General features: G+C 59.0%; 15 protein-coding genes. 9 read left to right on the forward strand and 6 right to left on the reverse strand.

Going from position 1 to position 15,665, the window contains the following annotated elements; genetic code table 11:
- Positions 1 to 230 precede the first annotated feature (230 nt).
- From AACW87_RS10745 to AACW87_RS10770, 6 genes are all read right to left on the reverse strand, one after another.
- Positions 231 to 452, reverse strand: a complete 222-nt coding sequence (locus AACW87_RS10745; RefSeq protein ID WP_043135350.1) for a DUF2835 family protein — start codon at positions 450 to 452, stop codon at positions 231 to 233.
- Between the two features lie 120 nt (positions 453 to 572).
- Positions 573 to 3,197, reverse strand: a complete 2,625-nt coding sequence (gene pepN, locus AACW87_RS10750) for an aminopeptidase N (protein ID WP_241324984.1) — start codon at positions 3,195 to 3,197, stop codon at positions 573 to 575.
- A 136-nt stretch (positions 3,198 to 3,333) separates the two neighbouring features.
- Entirely contained in the window at positions 3,334 to 5,349 is a 2,016-nt protein-coding gene (gene prc / locus AACW87_RS10755) for a carboxy terminal-processing peptidase (RefSeq protein WP_042866428.1), read from the reverse strand.
- A gap of 8 nt (positions 5,350 to 5,357) precedes the next feature.
- Positions 5,358 to 5,990 carry an RNA chaperone ProQ gene (gene proQ / locus AACW87_RS10760; protein ID WP_241324985.1) on the reverse strand — a complete coding sequence of 211 codons (633 nt, stop codon included), beginning with the start codon at positions 5,988 to 5,990 and terminating at the stop codon, positions 5,358 to 5,360.
- Between the two features lie 101 nt (positions 5,991 to 6,091).
- On the reverse strand, positions 6,092 to 6,550 hold the full coding sequence (locus tag AACW87_RS10765; RefSeq protein WP_098984030.1) for a GAF domain-containing protein: 459 nt from the start codon (positions 6,548 to 6,550) through the stop codon (positions 6,092 to 6,094).
- Between the two features lie 110 nt (positions 6,551 to 6,660).
- Positions 6,661 to 7,119 carry a hypothetical protein gene (locus tag AACW87_RS10770; protein WP_241324986.1) on the reverse strand — a complete coding sequence of 153 codons (459 nt, stop codon included), beginning with the start codon at positions 7,117 to 7,119 and terminating at the stop codon, positions 6,661 to 6,663.
- 283 nt (positions 7,120 to 7,402) lie between these two features.
- Between AACW87_RS10770 and ccoN the strand changes: the two genes are divergently transcribed.
- From ccoN to AACW87_RS10815, 9 genes are all read left to right on the forward strand, one after another.
- Entirely contained in the window at positions 7,403 to 8,827 is a 1,425-nt protein-coding gene (gene ccoN / locus AACW87_RS10775) for a cytochrome-c oxidase, cbb3-type subunit I (RefSeq protein ID WP_043135357.1), read from the forward strand.
- A gap of 16 nt (positions 8,828 to 8,843) precedes the next feature.
- Positions 8,844 to 9,458, forward strand: a complete 615-nt coding sequence (gene ccoO, locus AACW87_RS10780) for a cytochrome-c oxidase, cbb3-type subunit II (protein ID WP_042866433.1) — start codon at positions 8,844 to 8,846, stop codon at positions 9,456 to 9,458.
- Between the two features lie 12 nt (positions 9,459 to 9,470).
- Positions 9,471 to 9,650: a CcoQ/FixQ family Cbb3-type cytochrome c oxidase assembly chaperone gene (locus tag AACW87_RS10785; RefSeq protein WP_005315611.1), complete on the forward strand. Its 180-nt coding sequence runs from the start codon at positions 9,471 to 9,473 to the stop codon at positions 9,648 to 9,650.
- The gene (gene ccoP, locus AACW87_RS10790) at positions 9,650 to 10,627 is read left to right on the forward strand and encodes a cytochrome-c oxidase, cbb3-type subunit III (RefSeq protein WP_043135358.1); all 978 of its coding nucleotides are present in this window, start codon (positions 9,650 to 9,652) and stop codon (positions 10,625 to 10,627) included. The genes AACW87_RS10785 and ccoP overlap by 1 nt, the downstream gene beginning before the upstream one ends.
- A 129-nt stretch (positions 10,628 to 10,756) precedes the next feature.
- The gene (locus AACW87_RS10795; protein ID WP_241324987.1) at positions 10,757 to 11,245 is read left to right on the forward strand and encodes a FixH family protein; all 489 of its coding nucleotides are present in this window, start codon (positions 10,757 to 10,759) and stop codon (positions 11,243 to 11,245) included.
- Between the two features lie 92 nt (positions 11,246 to 11,337).
- On the forward strand, positions 11,338 to 13,734 hold the full coding sequence (locus tag AACW87_RS10800; RefSeq protein ID WP_241324988.1) for a heavy metal translocating P-type ATPase: 2,397 nt from the start codon (positions 11,338 to 11,340) through the stop codon (positions 13,732 to 13,734).
- 127 nt (positions 13,735 to 13,861) lie between these two features.
- Positions 13,862 to 14,050, forward strand: a complete 189-nt coding sequence (gene ccoS, locus AACW87_RS10805; RefSeq protein WP_043135361.1) for a cbb3-type cytochrome oxidase assembly protein CcoS — start codon at positions 13,862 to 13,864, stop codon at positions 14,048 to 14,050.
- Positions 14,034 to 14,720, forward strand: coding sequence for a sulfite exporter TauE/SafE family protein (locus AACW87_RS10810; RefSeq protein WP_241324989.1), 687 nt, complete (start codon positions 14,034 to 14,036; stop codon positions 14,718 to 14,720). Before ccoS ends, AACW87_RS10810 begins: the two co-directional genes overlap by 17 nt.
- A gap of 68 nt (positions 14,721 to 14,788) precedes the next feature.
- The gene (locus tag AACW87_RS10815; protein WP_042866440.1) at positions 14,789 to 15,544 is read left to right on the forward strand and encodes an FNR family transcription factor; all 756 of its coding nucleotides are present in this window, start codon (positions 14,789 to 14,791) and stop codon (positions 15,542 to 15,544) included.
- Positions 15,545 to 15,665 lie beyond the last annotated feature (121 nt).

The following is a 15,665-nucleotide window of genomic DNA, read 5'->3' on the forward strand; positions in this document are numbered from 1 at the left end:
ACCCTGGATGCCCACCGGTACAGAGTTGCTGCGAAGTGTAATGTCTTGGATCAAGGAAGGCGAGCAAAGGTGCTAACGAGATGTTAAAAACAAGGGGCAGATCACGGCTTGAGCTGTGAAAAATTTTGCCAATTTGGCAAAAAACAGAAAATCCCACTGGATGATTGCGGATTTACCGGATAGATAGTGACTGAAAGCAGATAATTACTCGGGATCCTGTTCAGATTTTGTTAATTTATGCGTTCCAGGCTGATAAAGCGATAATCGTCCTGGGTTTTCAGCCGGAAATAGCCGTATACACCATTGATAGCGACAAATGGCCGGATTTTTTCCAAGGCCAGCTCTATGGTCAGGCCCTGATCGGTACGCACCACCAGCCGTCTGGCATGGCCCTGATACATCAGCATGATCTCGTCGCTGTTGAGCGACAGCCGGAAAGTAAACTGCTTCACTGTGACTCCTGATAAAAGGCAGCTTGTGGACGTCCCCACAAAGATAACGCCGGTGCCTTGACCTCGTGCTCGATAAAACAGGGCAGGAGAGCCGGCTCCCCTGCCCTGCACCACTCTTAATTACTGCTGCAACGCCTTGCTTATCTTCTCGAACAGATCCCGCGCCAGCCCGTCCAGGTTGAACAGCCGGAGCAGCTCTGCGCGGATCAGCGCCTTGCGCGCCTCATCCAGTCGCTTGAACTGGATCAGCGGTGTGATGAGGCGAGAAGCCACCTGAGGATTGACCTCGTTGAGCTCGATCAGCAGATCGGTCAGGAAGCGGTAACCACTGCCGTCGACGGCGTGGAACTGCACCTGGTTGTTCATGGCAAAACTGGCTACCAGGGCGCGCAGCCGGTTTGGGTTGCGAATGCTGAAGGTGGGGTGGGCCATCGCCTGGCGCACCTCGACCAGTACATCGCTCGCCGGCTTGGCGCCGACCAGCCGTAGCCAGTTGTCCAGCACCAGTCCATCCTTGGCCCACTTGCCTTCGAAGTCCGCCAGCAGGGCGGCCCGGCATGGCAACAGATAGCCGTTGGCCACCTGCAGCGCCGCCAGGGTATCGGTCATATTGTCGGCTCCCTGATACTGTTCCCGCACCAAGGCATCGGCATGCTCGGTATTCAGTGCCGCCAGATAACCCAGCACCACCCCTTTGAGGGCCCGCTTGGCCATGTCGGCATGAACCACCTGATAACCTTGCAAGCGCAGGCTCTCGTAAGTGGCCGTCAGCCGGGCACCGAACGCCTGCGCCAGCGAGGCATGAATGATATCCCGCACCTGATGGATGGCATCGATATCGGCCACCTCGAACAGCTCGGCCAGGGTAGCCTCCCCCGGCAGCGCCAGGATCTCCGCCTTGAGGGCAGGATCGAGTGCGGCATCGTCCAGAATGGCGACAAAGGCCGCCAGCAGGGTCTGGGAGAGTTCGACTCCCTGCCCGTGCTGGACCCGTGCCACCCCGTCGATCACCGCCTTGTTGATCAGCATCTGGGCGGCATCCCAACGGGCGAACTCGTTGCGCGCAAAACGCATCAGGAAGGCCAGCGCCTCGTCGCTGTAGTCAAAATGCAGCTTGACCGGCGCGGAGAAGTCCCGCAGCAGGGAAGGAACCGGCTTGACCGGCACCCGATCGAACACGAAGGTCTGCTGTGCTTCCAGCACGTCGAGCACGTTGCCGATCGGCTTGCCCTGATATTGCAGCGCGATGGCGGCGCCGTTCTCGTCATACAACTCGATGTCGAGGGGAATATGCAGCGGCAGTTTTTGCGGCTGATCCTGAGTCGGCGGAGTGTGCTGACTCACATGGAGGCGATAGATACCGCTTTCGGCATCGTACTCATCGGTCACAGTGAGCTCGGGGGTGCCGGACTGGCTGTACCAACGGCGGAAACGACCGAGATCCACCCCGGAGGCATCCTCCATCGCCTGCACGAAGTCGTCACAGGTGACGGCCTGACCGTCAAAGCGCTCGAAATAGAGGCGCATGCCGGCCTGGAAGGCGGTCTCACCCAACAGGGTATGCAGCATGCGGATCACTTCCGAGCCCTTCTCGTAAACGGTCAGGGTGTAGAAGTTGTTCATCTCGATCACCACATCCGGGCGGATCGGATGTGCCATGGGGCCGGCATCTTCGGCAAACTGCGGGCCGCGCACGGTGCGCACGTTGTTGATGCGATTGACCCCGCGTGAGCCCAGATCGGAAGAGAACTCCTGATCCCGGAACACGGTCAGCCCCTCTTTGAGGCTGAGCTGGAACCAGTCGCGGCAGGTGACGCGGTTGCCGGTCCAGTTGTGGAAGTATTCGTGGCCGATCACCCGCTCGATGCCGTGGTAGTCGCCGTCAGTGGCGGTAGCCGGATTGGCCAGCACGAACTTGGAGTTGAAGATGTTGAGCCCCTTGTTCTCCATGGCGCCCATGTTGAAGAAGTCCACCGCCACGATCATATAGATGTCTAGGTCGTACTCGAGGCCGAAGCGCTGCTCATCCCAGCGCATGGAGTTGATGAGGCTCTCCATGGCGAAACCGGCGCGATCCAGGTTGCCCTTGTCGACGAAGATCTCGAGGGCCACCTTGCGGCCGCTCTTGGTGACGTAATGGCTGCGCTCCACGTCGAAGTCCCCGGCCACCAGCGCAAACAGGTAGCTGGGCTTGGGGAAGGGATCCTGCCACTGCACGAAGTGACGGCCGCCATCCAGCTCGCCGCTGTCAACCTTGTTGCCGTTGGAGAGCAGGAAAGGGAACTGGGATTTATCGGCTGTGATGCGGGTGCTGTAACGGGCCAGGATGTCGGGCCTGTCCAGGTAATAGGTAATGCGGCGAAAACCCTCGGCTTCACACTGGGTGCAATAGGCATCGCCGGACTTGTAGAGCCCCTCCAGCGCCGTGTTGGCGGCGGGATCCAGCAGGGTGACAACGGTCAGCACGCACTCGGCCGGCAGGTTGAACAGGGTCAGGCTGCTCTCCCCCAGCTCGTACTGGGCAAAGGGCACGCCATCCACGCTGACGCTGTGCAGGGAGAGCCCTTCTCCATCCAGCACCAGCGGTTCATTGTGCTCGCCATTGCGCCGCAGACGGGAGATGGCGGTAACCTGGGTCAGCGGCTCCTGCAGTTGAAAGTCGAGATCGATGCTGTCGATCCAGTAGAGCGGAGCCTGATAATCCTGGCGATATTTGGCCGTCATGGCCTGGGAGTGATCGGTCATTATTGTTTGCTTCCACGCTTGTAATTGACGTGTCAGAGGCTGTCACAACCGGTTGGCAGGGTCAAATAGTTTGCATTCAGCCAAAAGAAAGGGCGACCTGAGTCGCCCTTGTATGCATGTTGTTCGTCAACCAATGTCAGCCCTGTTTGCTGAGTCTGGCCAGATCCGCCGTGATGTTGGCAGCCTCGACCAGATACTCATCGGGGGCTTCAAAATCGGCCGGCAACTCGTCCAGGCTCTTCACCGCCGGCTTGCCAAGGCGAGCCAGACGCTCGTTGGTGCGCGCCAGCGCCTTCTCGTCCTGTTTGGCCTGATCAGCCAGACGCTCCGCCTCGTTGAGGGAGACCGACTTCTTGTCCTTCTCCTCCTTGTAGTCGGCGATGTCCTGCATCACATAGGCAAACTCCGGATCCTTGTTGATCCGTGCCTCGTGGGCCGATTGCAGCTTGGGCAACAGGCTGGCGAAATTGCCGAGCTTGTCGTACTTGGCCGAGGCTATCTTGTCCCAGGGCAGCGCGTTGAACTCACGGCTCTCACCCGTCTCTTCCGGGGCGACCGCAGTGGGGAAGCCGATGTCAGGTGCAACCCCCTTGTTCTGGGTGCTGCCACCGTTGATCCGGTAGAACTTGGCGATGGTGTACTGCACGTGACCCAGCGGCTGCTCGTAGAAGTCATAGACCTTGGCGAGGCTGCGATGCTGTTGCACTGTGCCCTTGCCGAACGAGTTCTCACCCAGGATCAGGGCGCGACCATAGTCCTGCATGGCGGCGGCAAAGATCTCGGAGGCCGAGGCGCTGTAGCGGTCGATCATCACCGACATGGGGCCGCCGTAGTAGACGTTGCCATCGTCATCGCCATTGACCGTGATACGGCCCATGTGATCACGAATTTGCACCACGGGACCGCTGGCGAAGAACAGACCGCTCAGGGCAGAGGCTTCGGTCAGCGCACCGCCGCCGTTACCGCGCAGATCGACGATCAGGCCTTCGATCTTCTGCTTGTTGAGGCTGGAGAGCTCCTTGATCACGTCGTCGTGCAGATTGACGTAGAAACTCGGGATCTCGAGCACCCCTATCTTCTTGCCTTCGGCGTTGATCACCTTGGACTTGGCGGCCCTGTCTTCCAGGCGCACCTTGTCGCGGGTCAGCTCGATCTGCTCGGTCTTGGCGGTGGCGCCCTTGCCGCGCTGGATCTCCAGCTTCACCTTGCTGCCCTTTGGCCCCTTGATGAGTTCGACCACGTCATCGAGACGCCAGCCGATCACATCGACAATCTTGCCGTCGTCCTGCCCTACCCCGGTGATCTTGTCATCGGGCTTGAGGTGATTGGACTTGGCGGCCGGGCCACCCGGCACCAGGGAACGAATAACGGTGAAGTCATCTTCCGCCTGCAACACGGCACCTATGCCTTCCAGCGAGAGGTTCATCTCGGTGTTGAAGCGATCGGCGCTGCGCGGGGAGAGATAACTGGTGTGCGGTTCGATGGCGCGGGCGAAGGAATTCATGAAGAGCTGGAACACGTCCTCGCTCTCGGTCTGGGACATCCGCTTGATGGCGTTGTTGTAACGCTTGCCAAGCAGCTCCTTGATCTCGGGCCACTCCTTGCCGCTGAGCTTGAGGCTCAGGGCATCGAACTTGACCCGCTGACGCCACAACTCGTTGAGTTCTGCTTCGTCTTTGGGCCAAGCCGCCCCTTCCCGATCAAAGATGTAATTGTCGGGCTGGGTAAAATCGAAAGGAGTATCGAGCAGTTTGAGGGCGTATTCGAACCGCTCATAACGCCGCTGCTGACTCAGATTGAACATCTCGTAGGCGGGAGCCAGCCGTCCTCTTTCGAGGTCGGTGTCAAAGCCGTTACGGTACTTTTCAAAGCGGCTGATATCAGAGGCCAAAAACAGGTTTCTGCTGTAGTCCAGATTCTCCAGATACTTGTCGTAAATCACGGAGGAAAAGGCATCGTCCAGCTTGAACTGCTTGTAATGCGAGCGGGTAAACAGATTGGCAATTCGCTTGCTAGCCGTAGCATGTTGGCTCTCTTGAGCCAACACAGGCAAATCACTTTCCTTGAGCACCGGCTCGATGGCCTGTGCAAGCCCGGCAAGCGCCAGGCTACAGGCAACGAGGGAAAAACGAATTACGCCATGCTTCAACATTTGTCTCCTTAGAGAACCAGATGCTCAAATTTGACCCGCAGCATCATGCCGGTCTGCAGTTGGACCTGAACGTCATCCTTGGTCACTTCCTTGATGGTCGCCGGTACAGGAGACTTGCCCAGCACGACCCGGACGCCTTGATCCACTTTCAGATTGGCAGCATCGACCTTCACCAAGGGCGCATCGGCAACGGGTGCCTTGGGTGCGGCTTTGGGCTTGTCAGATTTGGCGGTAGCGTCAGCCTTGCGCGGGGCAGGACGACGGGGCTGCTTGGCCTTCTCTTCTTTAGTATTGGTACGACGGCTGGCAAAGACGCGCTCTTTGCTCTCTTTCAGGGCTTGCTTGGCGTGCTCGATGTGCTCTTCGGTGAGCAGCTCGCCCGGGTTACCGTCCAGATCGACACGGGCCTGGCCGGCTTTGAGGCCATGCAGGTAACGCCAGCTGGAGGTGTATTGACGCAGTGCAGAGCGCAGCATGGTCTTGGAGACTCTGGCGTCGTCAGCAAGACGCTCGGCCAAATCCTGGAAGATGCCAATCTTGAGCGGCTTGGCCTCTCCTTCAGCGATGAAGCAGGCCGGGAATTTCTCGACCAGGTAGGCAACGATCTCTTTACTGTTCTTCAGCTTCTCAGTGTTTTCCATGTATAACCTTGGCTTTCATATAAACGCGCGGGCACGCCCGAGCACAACAAAGGCCCCATTATAGAGAGCTTGGGGCCTTTTGCGAACCATCAAGCAATGACTTAGAGCATGCTTTCCAAAATTTGCACCGTTTCTTCCAGCCCAATCCGGTCTTCTGCGTCAAAACGGTTAAAGATTGGACTATCGATATCCAGTACGCCAATGATCTCGCCACCACGGCGCACCGGGATCACGATTTCCGAATTGCTGGCGCCATCGCAGGCGATGTGACCTTCGAATTGGTGGACATCGTCAATGAGCTGGGTCTTGCCCTGTGCCACTGCCGTGCCACAGACCCCGCGGCCGACCGGAATGCGCACGCAGGCCGGCTTGCCCTGGAACGGACCGAGCACCAGGGTATCCCCCTGCAACAGGTAGAAACCCACCCAGTTGATGTCGGCAAGCTCCAGCGCCAACAAGGCGGAGAGGTTGGCCAGGTTGGCGATGAGATCCGGTTCCCCTTCCAGCAAGGCCTGTGCCTGCTGGTTGAGACCGCGATAAAATGCTTGTTTTTCAATCATGATTAAATGAACTTCACTCCCTGATAATCTGTGCAAGGTAACGCCCTGCCTGAAAATTTCAAATCTATTTTCACCTTATCCCCCATCCTTTTGTTCATATAGGCAGGGATTCAACGACTGACGGAGAGCGCCAACTGCTGGCGCTGGCCATTGCTCCACTCGATATTGAGCAGCCAGACCATCACAGCCGAGGTGCAGGAACCCACCAGAGTTGAGCCCTGCCAGCCGTGCTCTGCCGGCTCGAAACTGACCGGTATGGTGCCCATGAACATGTCCCGCCCCTCCAGCCAGGCTTTCACCGGTTTGAAGGCGGGATCCCCCCCCTGAAGCAGTATCACGAAGTCATGTTCGGCCCGCACCGGCAAGGAGGCGACGCTGACGGTCATCGGCTTCTCCCCCAGCAGCAGGCTGCAGGAGGTGCGGGACAGATCACAAATCTGATCTTTTTCTGCGCCCACCGCCGCCGCCTGGCCCCCGTCAAACCAGGTTCGATAGGCAACCAATCCGAGCAAAATGGCCAGGACGATCGCCAAGTGGACAATTTTGCGTGAAGTGAGTCTCTCTTTCATGAAAAAACAACCTTGTAAGATGCCTTGAAAATGACATTTTCGTGATCTCGCGCAAGGTAAATAATTGAGCAGGCGAGACCCAACGGAGCCAAATATATCACTGTTTATACTGTTATTTTACCTGTCAGTTCAGTATCATTCCCATTGAATTTTCATTTAGCTACTTTTTGCTTTTCCTTTTATTAACAGTTGTTAACAAGGGGTAAGGCAGTAGCCAATGATGTCGGTCCATGTCACTGGACAAAAAATCAAACAACAGCAGCATCGGAAGCGGAATACAACGATGAGCCATACAACTAACCATCCTGAGTACAACTACACCGTTGTTCGCCAGTTCACAGTCATGACGATTGTCTGGGGAATTGTCGGCATGTCGGTTGGCGTACTGATCGCAGCCCAGTTGATCTGGCCTGCCCTCAACTTTGATACTCCCTGGCTGACTTACAGTCGCCTTCGCCCTCTGCACACCAATGCGGTCATCTTCGCATTTGGCTGTAGCGCCCTGATGGCGACCTCCTTCTATGTGGTGCAACGCACCTGTCAAACCCGACTGTTTGGTGGCAAGCTTGCCTCCTTCGTGTTCTGGGGCTGGCAGGCGATCATCCTGTCTGCCGCCATTTCGCTGCCGCTGGGATACACCACCTCCAAGGAGTACGCAGAGCTGGAATGGCCGATCGATATCGCCATCACCATCGTCTGGGTCGCCTACGCCGTGGTCTTCTTCGGCACCCTGGTCAAACGCACCACCTCCCACATCTATGTGGCGAACTGGTTCTTCGGTGCCTTCATCATCACGGTGGCCGTGCTGCACATCGTCAACAACATGGAAGTGCCGCTCTCCGGCATGAAGTCCTACTCCATGTATTCCGGTGCCATGGATGCCATGGTGCAGTGGTGGTATGGCCACAACGCGGTAGGCTTCCTGCTGACCGCCGGCTTCCTCGGCATGATGTACTACTTCGTGCCCAAGCAGGCGGGTCGTCCGGTTTACTCCTACCGCCTCTCCATCGTCCACTTCTGGGCGCTGATCTCCCTCTATATCTGGGCCGGTCCGCACCACCTGCACTATACAGCGCTGCCTGACTGGGCCCAGTCGCTGGGCATGGTGATGTCCCTGATCCTGTTCGTCCCCTCCTGGGGCGGCATGATCAACGGCATCATGACCCTCTCCGGCGCCTGGCACAAACTGCGTTATGACCCCATCTTGCGCTTCCTGATCGTGTCCCTGTCGTTCTACGGCATGTCCACCTTCGAAGGCCCCATGATGGCGATCAAGACGGTCAACGCCCTCTCCCACTACACCGACTGGACCATAGGTCACGTCCACTCAGGCGCACTGGGCTGGGTTGCCATGGTATCCATCGGCGCCGTGTATCACCTGATCCCGAACCTGTTCGACCAGGGCCGCATGTACAGCATCCGCCTGATCAACGTGCACTTCTGGCTGGCTACCGTGGGCACAGTGCTCTACATAGTCGCCATGTGGATTTCCGGCGTGATGCAGGGTCTGATGTGGCGTGCGGTCAACGACGACGGCACCCTGACCTACAGCTTCGTGGAAGCGCTGCAGGCCTCTTATCCCTTCTACTTCGTGCGCTTCCTGGGTGGCTGCTTCTTTGTCACCGGCATGTTGCTGATGGCCTACAACGCCTATCGCACCATCACTGCGCCCAAGGGTTCCCTGGAACCTGTCGCACAGCCAGCATGATTGAAGAGGTCAAAGCATGAGCAACAATAACCGTCACGAGATCTTTGAAAAGAGCGTACCCATGCTGGTGGTCGGCATCATATTTGCCATCAGTCTGGGGGGCCTGGTCGAAATCACCCCGCTGTTCTTCCAAAAGCAAACTACCGAGCCGGTAGAGGGCCTCAAGCCCTACACCGCCCTGCAGATGGAAGGGCGCGACATCTTCATCCGCGAAGGCTGCACCGTCTGTCACAGCCAGATGATCCGTCCGTTCCGCGCCGAAACCGAGCGCTATGGCCACTATTCGGTCGCCGGTGAGAGCGTGTGGGAGCACCCCTTCCTGTGGGGCTCCAAGCGTACCGGTCCGGATCTGGCCCGTGTGGGCGGTCGCTATTCAGACGACTGGCACCGCGCTCACCTGATCAATCCGCGCGATGTGGTGCCCGAGTCCAACATGCCGGCCTTCCCCTGGCTCGACACCAATGTCCTGACCGGTGAACTGACCGGCAAGAAACTGGCGCTGTTCCGGGATCACTTCGGCGTGCCTTACAGCGACGCTGACATCCAGGGTGCAGGTGAAGCCGTCAAGGGCAAAACCGAACTGGATGCGCTGGTAGCCTATCTGCAATCACTGGGTCATGCCCTGAAATAAAGGAGTCAGGATATGGATTACGGCACATTTCGCGGCCTTTATACCCTGCTGTTGATGGCCATCATGATCGGCATCATCGTCTGGGCATACAGCAAGCGCCGCAAGGCCTCTTTCGACGAGGCTGCCAACCTGGTTTTTGCCGACGACGAGCAACCCGGTGCTGATAACAAGAACGCAGGAGCGAAACAATAATGAGCACTTTGTTTAGCATTTTTGTGACCGTCATCAGCCTGGGGACCATACTCGGCTGCTTCTTGCTGCTGGTGTGGTGCCTGCGCGACAAGATGGGCGTGGAAGAGGGCAAGTCCATGGGACACGCCTTCGACGGTATCGAAGAGATCAACAACCCGCTGCCGAAGTGGTGGACCTACATGTTCCTCTTCTTCATCGTCACCGGTCTGGTCTATCTGCTGGCCTTCCCGGGGCTGGGCAACTGGAAGGGTCTGCTGGGCTGGCAGAGCTCCAACCAGGACGTCCGCTCGCTGGCCGAGTCCAAGGCTGCGGTGGCCTCCGCCAAGGCCGAAGGCCGGGCGGTGGAGTACGACCGCGAACTGGTCAAGGCTGACGAGATCTACGGCGCCAAGTTCCGCGAGCTGGCCTATCAGGCCGATGGCAAGACCTATCGCGCCATCGAAGAGATCGCCGCCGATCCGGAAGCACGCAAGGTGGGTCAGCGTCTGTTCCTGCAGAACTGCTCCCAGTGTCACGGTTCCGATGCCCGCGGCGGTCGCGGTTTCCCGAACCTGACCGACAGCGAATGGCAATGGGGCGGTCAGCCTGATCAGATCAAGACCACCATCATGGGCGGTCGTCAGGGTGTGATGGCGGCCTGGGGCGAGATCCTGGGTCAGGATGGGGTGAAAGAAGTCGCCTCCTACGTGCTGAGCCTGTCCGGTCGCAAGGTCGATCTGGTCGAGGCCAAGAAGGGCGAAGCGCGCTTCACCATCTGCGCCGCCTGTCATGGCCCGGATGCCAAGGGCGGTATCGCCTTCGGGGCACCTGACCTGACCAACAACACCTGGCTGTATGGCGGTTCCCGTCAGGTGGTCGAGCAGACCATCACCCACGGTCGTCACGGCGTCATGCCGGCCTGGAAGGATATTCTGGGTGAAGACAAGGTGCACCTGCTCGCCTCCTACGTTTATAGTTTGTCCCACAACAACAAGTAAAATAAGCAGTAACATGTGATAAGCACGTGATTACTCAGCAAAAAGCCTCGACTCTTCGAGGCTTTTTGTTATCTTGTGTTGGCTGAAAAGCCTCCATTCTGTTAATCATTCGTTTCGGTAGCACTCATTATGTCCCAACCCTGGTATCGCCAATTTTGGCCCTGGTTCATCATCGCCCTCCCGGCCGCCGCCGTGATCGCCAGCATCGGCACGGCCATCATCGCCAGCAAGGATGGCGTCAATCTGGTCGCCGAGGACTATTACAAACAAGGCAAAGAGATCAATCAGGACTTGAGCAAGTTCGATCGATCCGAGGCCCTCAACATTCGCATAGCGCTGGAAGTGAATGGCAAGGAGCTGACCCTCAAGCCCCTGTCGGGAGATATCCCCCCCGGTCAGGCCCTCTACCTCTCCCTGTTCCACCCGACCCTGGCCGGCATGGACAGCGAACACATGGTGACGGCCGACGCCAGCGGCATCTATCGTCTGCTGCTCGACAAACCATTGAACGGGAAATGGCATATCCGGGTCGATGCCTTCAATCACGAATGGCGTCTGCAAGAGACAGTCCAACTCCCGACCAAGGCGCCCGTCGAACTCGATCCCAAAGGACGTTAAGCCATGACAGGCGGTTTTCACCCTGGCGAGCAGCTTCTCGCCAGCACGCCCCATGCCCCGCTCGTTTACTTTACCTCCCGGGGCAAGACGCCATGAAGGCTTGTTTCCATTGTGGTGAGCCGGTTCCCGCTGGCAGTCGTTATGCGCTCGAGATCAAGGGCATAGTGCAACCCATGTGCTGCCCCGGCTGTCAGGCCGTGGCAGAAACCATCATGGAGTGCGGTCTCTCCAGCTATTACGAGCACCGCACAGCGCCCGGCATCAAGGGGGAACTGGTCCCGGAAGAGCTGGCCGCCCTCACCCACTACGATCTGGCCGAGGTGCAGCAGGATTTTGTCACCGACAGCGGCACGGGCAGCCACAGGCAGCGCGAGATCCTGCTCAGCGTGGAAGGGCTGACCTGCGCCGCCTGCGCCTGGCTCATCGAGCGTCATCTGACCGGCCTTGCCGGCCTGCACTACATCAACGTCAATACCACCACTCACCGCGCCCGCATCAAGTGGGATCCGGACCGGCTTGCCTTGAGCGACATCCTCAAGGGGTTCGCCAAAATAGGCTATCGAGCCTACCCGTTCCAGACCCACAACCAGGAAGCTATCTACGCCAAAGAAGTGCGCAGCTACATGTTCCGGCTGGCACTGGCGGGCCTGGGGTCAATGCAGGTGATGATGTGCGCCGTGGCGCTCTACATGGATCTCTTCATCAGCGTCGAGGATGAGTTCATGGTCTACTTCAAGTGGATAAGCCTGCTGCTCTCGACCCCCATCATGATCTACTCGGCCCAGCCGTTTTACGTGGGCGCCTGGCGCAGCCTGAAACAGGGCCATCTCTCCATGGACGTGTCGGTATCGCTGGCACTGATCGGCGCCTTCGTCGCCTCCATGTGGGCCACCGTCTTCAATACCGGTGAGGTCTATTACGACTCCATCACCATGTTCGTCTTCTTCCTGCTGCTGGGGCGTTTTCTGGAGTTGCGGGCCAGACGCAAGGCGTCAGAGTCCAGCTCCAATCTGGCGCGGCTGGTGCCCATCATGGCCACACGCATCGATGACGATGGCGAGCATGAGGTGGCAGCCAAGATGCTGCAGGTGGGAGACAGGATACGAGTACTGGCCGGTGCCACCCTGCCGGCCGATGGCCTCATCGTCGAGGGGCAGGCCAGCCTCAACGAATCCATGCTGACCGGTGAGCAGTTGCCGCTGCTCAAGCAGCTGGGTGACAGCGTCTATGCCGGGACCATCAACACGGATGCACCGCTCCAGATCCGGGTCAGCCACCGCATCGAGGAGTCGCGCATCGCCCAGATCATGCGGCTGCAGGATCACGCGCTGGACGACAAGCCGGCCATCGCCCAGATGGCGGACGTGCTCTCCCGCCACTTCATCCTGGTGCTGCTGATCATTGCCGCGGCTGTGTGGACCTTCTGGCACTTCCATCAGCCGGAGCAGGCCTTCTGGGTCACCCTGGCCGTGCTGGTTGCCACCTGCCCCTGCGCCCTGTCGCTGGCCACACCGACCGCGCTCACCTCGGCCACCGCCCGCCTGACCCGATCCGGCATTCTGCTGCGCCGTGGCCATGTGCTGGACGTGCTGACCAAGGCCAACCGGATCGTGATGGACAAGACAGGCACCCTGACCACGGGCAACATCAGCCTGATCAGCACCACGGCGCTGGCCGAGCTGAGCGAGACCCAGTGCCTCGCCATCGCCCGCGCGCTGGAAGCCTACTCGGAGCATCCCATCGCCCGTGCCTTTCGCAGCAAGGCGGCAGACGATGCCCTGTTGCTGGCAGCAAGCGAGGTGACCCCCGTCATAGGTCACGGCATTCAGGGCACGATCGCAGGCCGGCATTACCGTATCGGCAGCGCCCGCTGGCTGGCACTGCCCGCCGGGCAGACTGCCAGCCAGGGCCTTGCCATCTATCTGGCCGATGAGTCCAGGCTGCTGGCCCGCTTCATCCTGGCAGATACCTTGCGCCCGGATGCCAGGGCGCTGATCCAGGCCTTCAAGGCCGCCGGTCTCAAGACCACCATACTCACGGGTGACAGCTCGGCCCAGGCCGACGAGGTGGCTCGCGAGATCGGAGTGGACGAACTGGTGAAAGGGGTAACGCCGGATGGCAAGCTGGCCTATCTCAAGGAGCATGAGGCCCGCGGCGATATCAGCATCATGGTAGGGGATGGCATCAACGATGCCCCCGTGCTGGCCGGTGCCCATGCCTCCTTCGCCATGGCGGGCGGCACGGATCTGGCCAAAAACAGCGCCGATGCCATATTGCTGGCCGACGATCTCTCCCGTCTGCTGGAGGCGCGCACCCTGGCCATTCGTACCCGCAAGATCATCCAGGAGAACTTCGCCTGGTCCATCGGCTACAACCTGCTGGTGCTGCCGCTGGCGGCCAGCGGCTGGTTGCCACCCTATGTGGCGGCAGCGGGCATGTCTCTGAGTTCCCTCATAGTCGTCACCAACTCCATGCGGCTGAACCGCTGAGCCATGGCCGCATATACGCGCACGATAAAGGGAGCCCGCGTTTGCCGGGCTCCCCGCACCACAGAATCGCCGGGCCCCTGGTCACCAACGGGTGTACCATGACTACTCTCATTGCAAGGCTTGCACCATGAACATCATCTTCGTCCTGATCCCCATCGCCATCCTGTTTGTCATCATCGCCGGCGCCGTCTTCTTCTGGGCCATTCGCTCCGAGCAGTTTGAAGATCTCGACCGCCAGGGCTCCAATATCCTGTTCGATGAAGACAAACCCGCCCAGAAACCCAGCGAGCATACCTCCGATGACCGCCAGCCTTGATCTGGTCGGGGCCCTGTTGGTGGGGCTCGCGGGCTCAGGCCACTGCATCGGCATGTGTGGCGGCGTCTCGGCCGCCCTCTCCATGGCCATTCCTCCCGAGAAGCAGCACTTCTGGGGCCGGCTCGGTTATCTGCTCAACTACAACCTGGGCCGGATCCTCAGCTACGTGGTAGCCGGTGCTCTGGTCGGGGGCCTGCTGGCCACCACCAGCGAGCTGGGCGCCGGCAAGCACGCCATCGCCGGCTTGCGGCTGCTGGCGGCGCTCTTGATGATAGCGCTCGGTCTCTATCTTGCCGGCTGGTGGCAGGGCATATTGCTGCTCGAACGCATCGGTGCCCGACTCTGGCCTCGCATCAAGCCGCTGGCAGGCAAGTTTCTCCCCTTCACCTCGGCCTGGCAGGCCCTTCCCTTTGGTATGGTGTGGGGCTGGCTGCCCTGCGGTCTGGTTTACTCCATGCTGACCTGGAGTGCGGCGGCGGGTTCCGCAGGAGGCGGTGCGCTCATTATGCTCAGTTTCGGCATAGGGACCCTGCCGACACTGTTTGCACTGGGAGGACTGGCAGACCGCCTGCGTTACTGGCTGACCCTGCGCAGTTTGCGCCAGGGCGGGGCTGTCTTGCTCATCGCGTATGGGCTTCATACTCTCTGGATCGGGATAGCGTCCTTTTGAAACCCTATCCAAAACGGATGAGTTGATGGTAAACTTGTTTGATATAAATCAATTATTCGTATGAGCCTATGATCCCGGAAAAGAAACCTGGCAGACGTATTCAGAGCGGTGGCTGTGCAATTCATTGCCAGGATTGCAGCATCAGCCAGCTCTGCATTCCCTTCACCCTGAACGACAGCGAACTCGATCAGCTCGACAGCATCATCGAGCGAAAGAAGCCGATCCAGAAGGGTGAGGAGCTGTTCAAAGCCGGCGATGAGCTGAAATCGCTCTACGCGATCCGTTCCGGGACCATCAAGTCATACACCATCACGGAACAAGGGGATGAGCAGATCACCGCCTTCCACCTCGCCGGTGATCTGGTTGGTTTCGATGCCATTCACAAGCAGGCTCACCCCTCCTTCGCCCAGGCGCTGGAAACGGCCATGGTGTGCGAGATCCCGTTTGACGTGCTCGACGATCTCTCCGGCAAGATGCCCAAGCTGCGCCAGCAGATCATGCGACTGATGAGCAACGAAATCATGGGCGATCAGGAGATGATACTGCTGCTCTCCAAGAAGAATGCCGAAGAGCGCCTCGCCGCCTTCCTGCACAATCTGTCGGTGCGTTTCTCCGAACGCGGCTTCTCCGCCAAGGAGTTCCGCCTCTCCATGACCCGCGGTGACATCGGCAACTACCTCGGCCTCACCGTCGAGACCATCAGCCGCCTGCTTGGCCGCTTCCAGAAGTCCGAGCTCATCAGCGTCAAGGGCAAGTACATCACAGTGTTGGATCACGTGGCCCTCGGCGTCATGGCTGGCGCGACCCGTCCTCCCTGCGGCTAATCCTCCTCTGTTGCCGGATCGGTTTACACTGAAATTTGATCCGGCACACGTCTCCCCACCTCCTCCTGAGCTAAGCTGTAATGGCTAAAGGTCTGCCATCATTGGTATTTTTGCCAAGGAG

Origin of the sequence: Aeromonas sp. MR7 (assembly GCF_963899385.1) — a bacterium.
In the GTDB taxonomy this organism is placed as follows: domain Bacteria; phylum Pseudomonadota; class Gammaproteobacteria; order Enterobacterales; family Aeromonadaceae; genus Aeromonas; species Aeromonas bestiarum.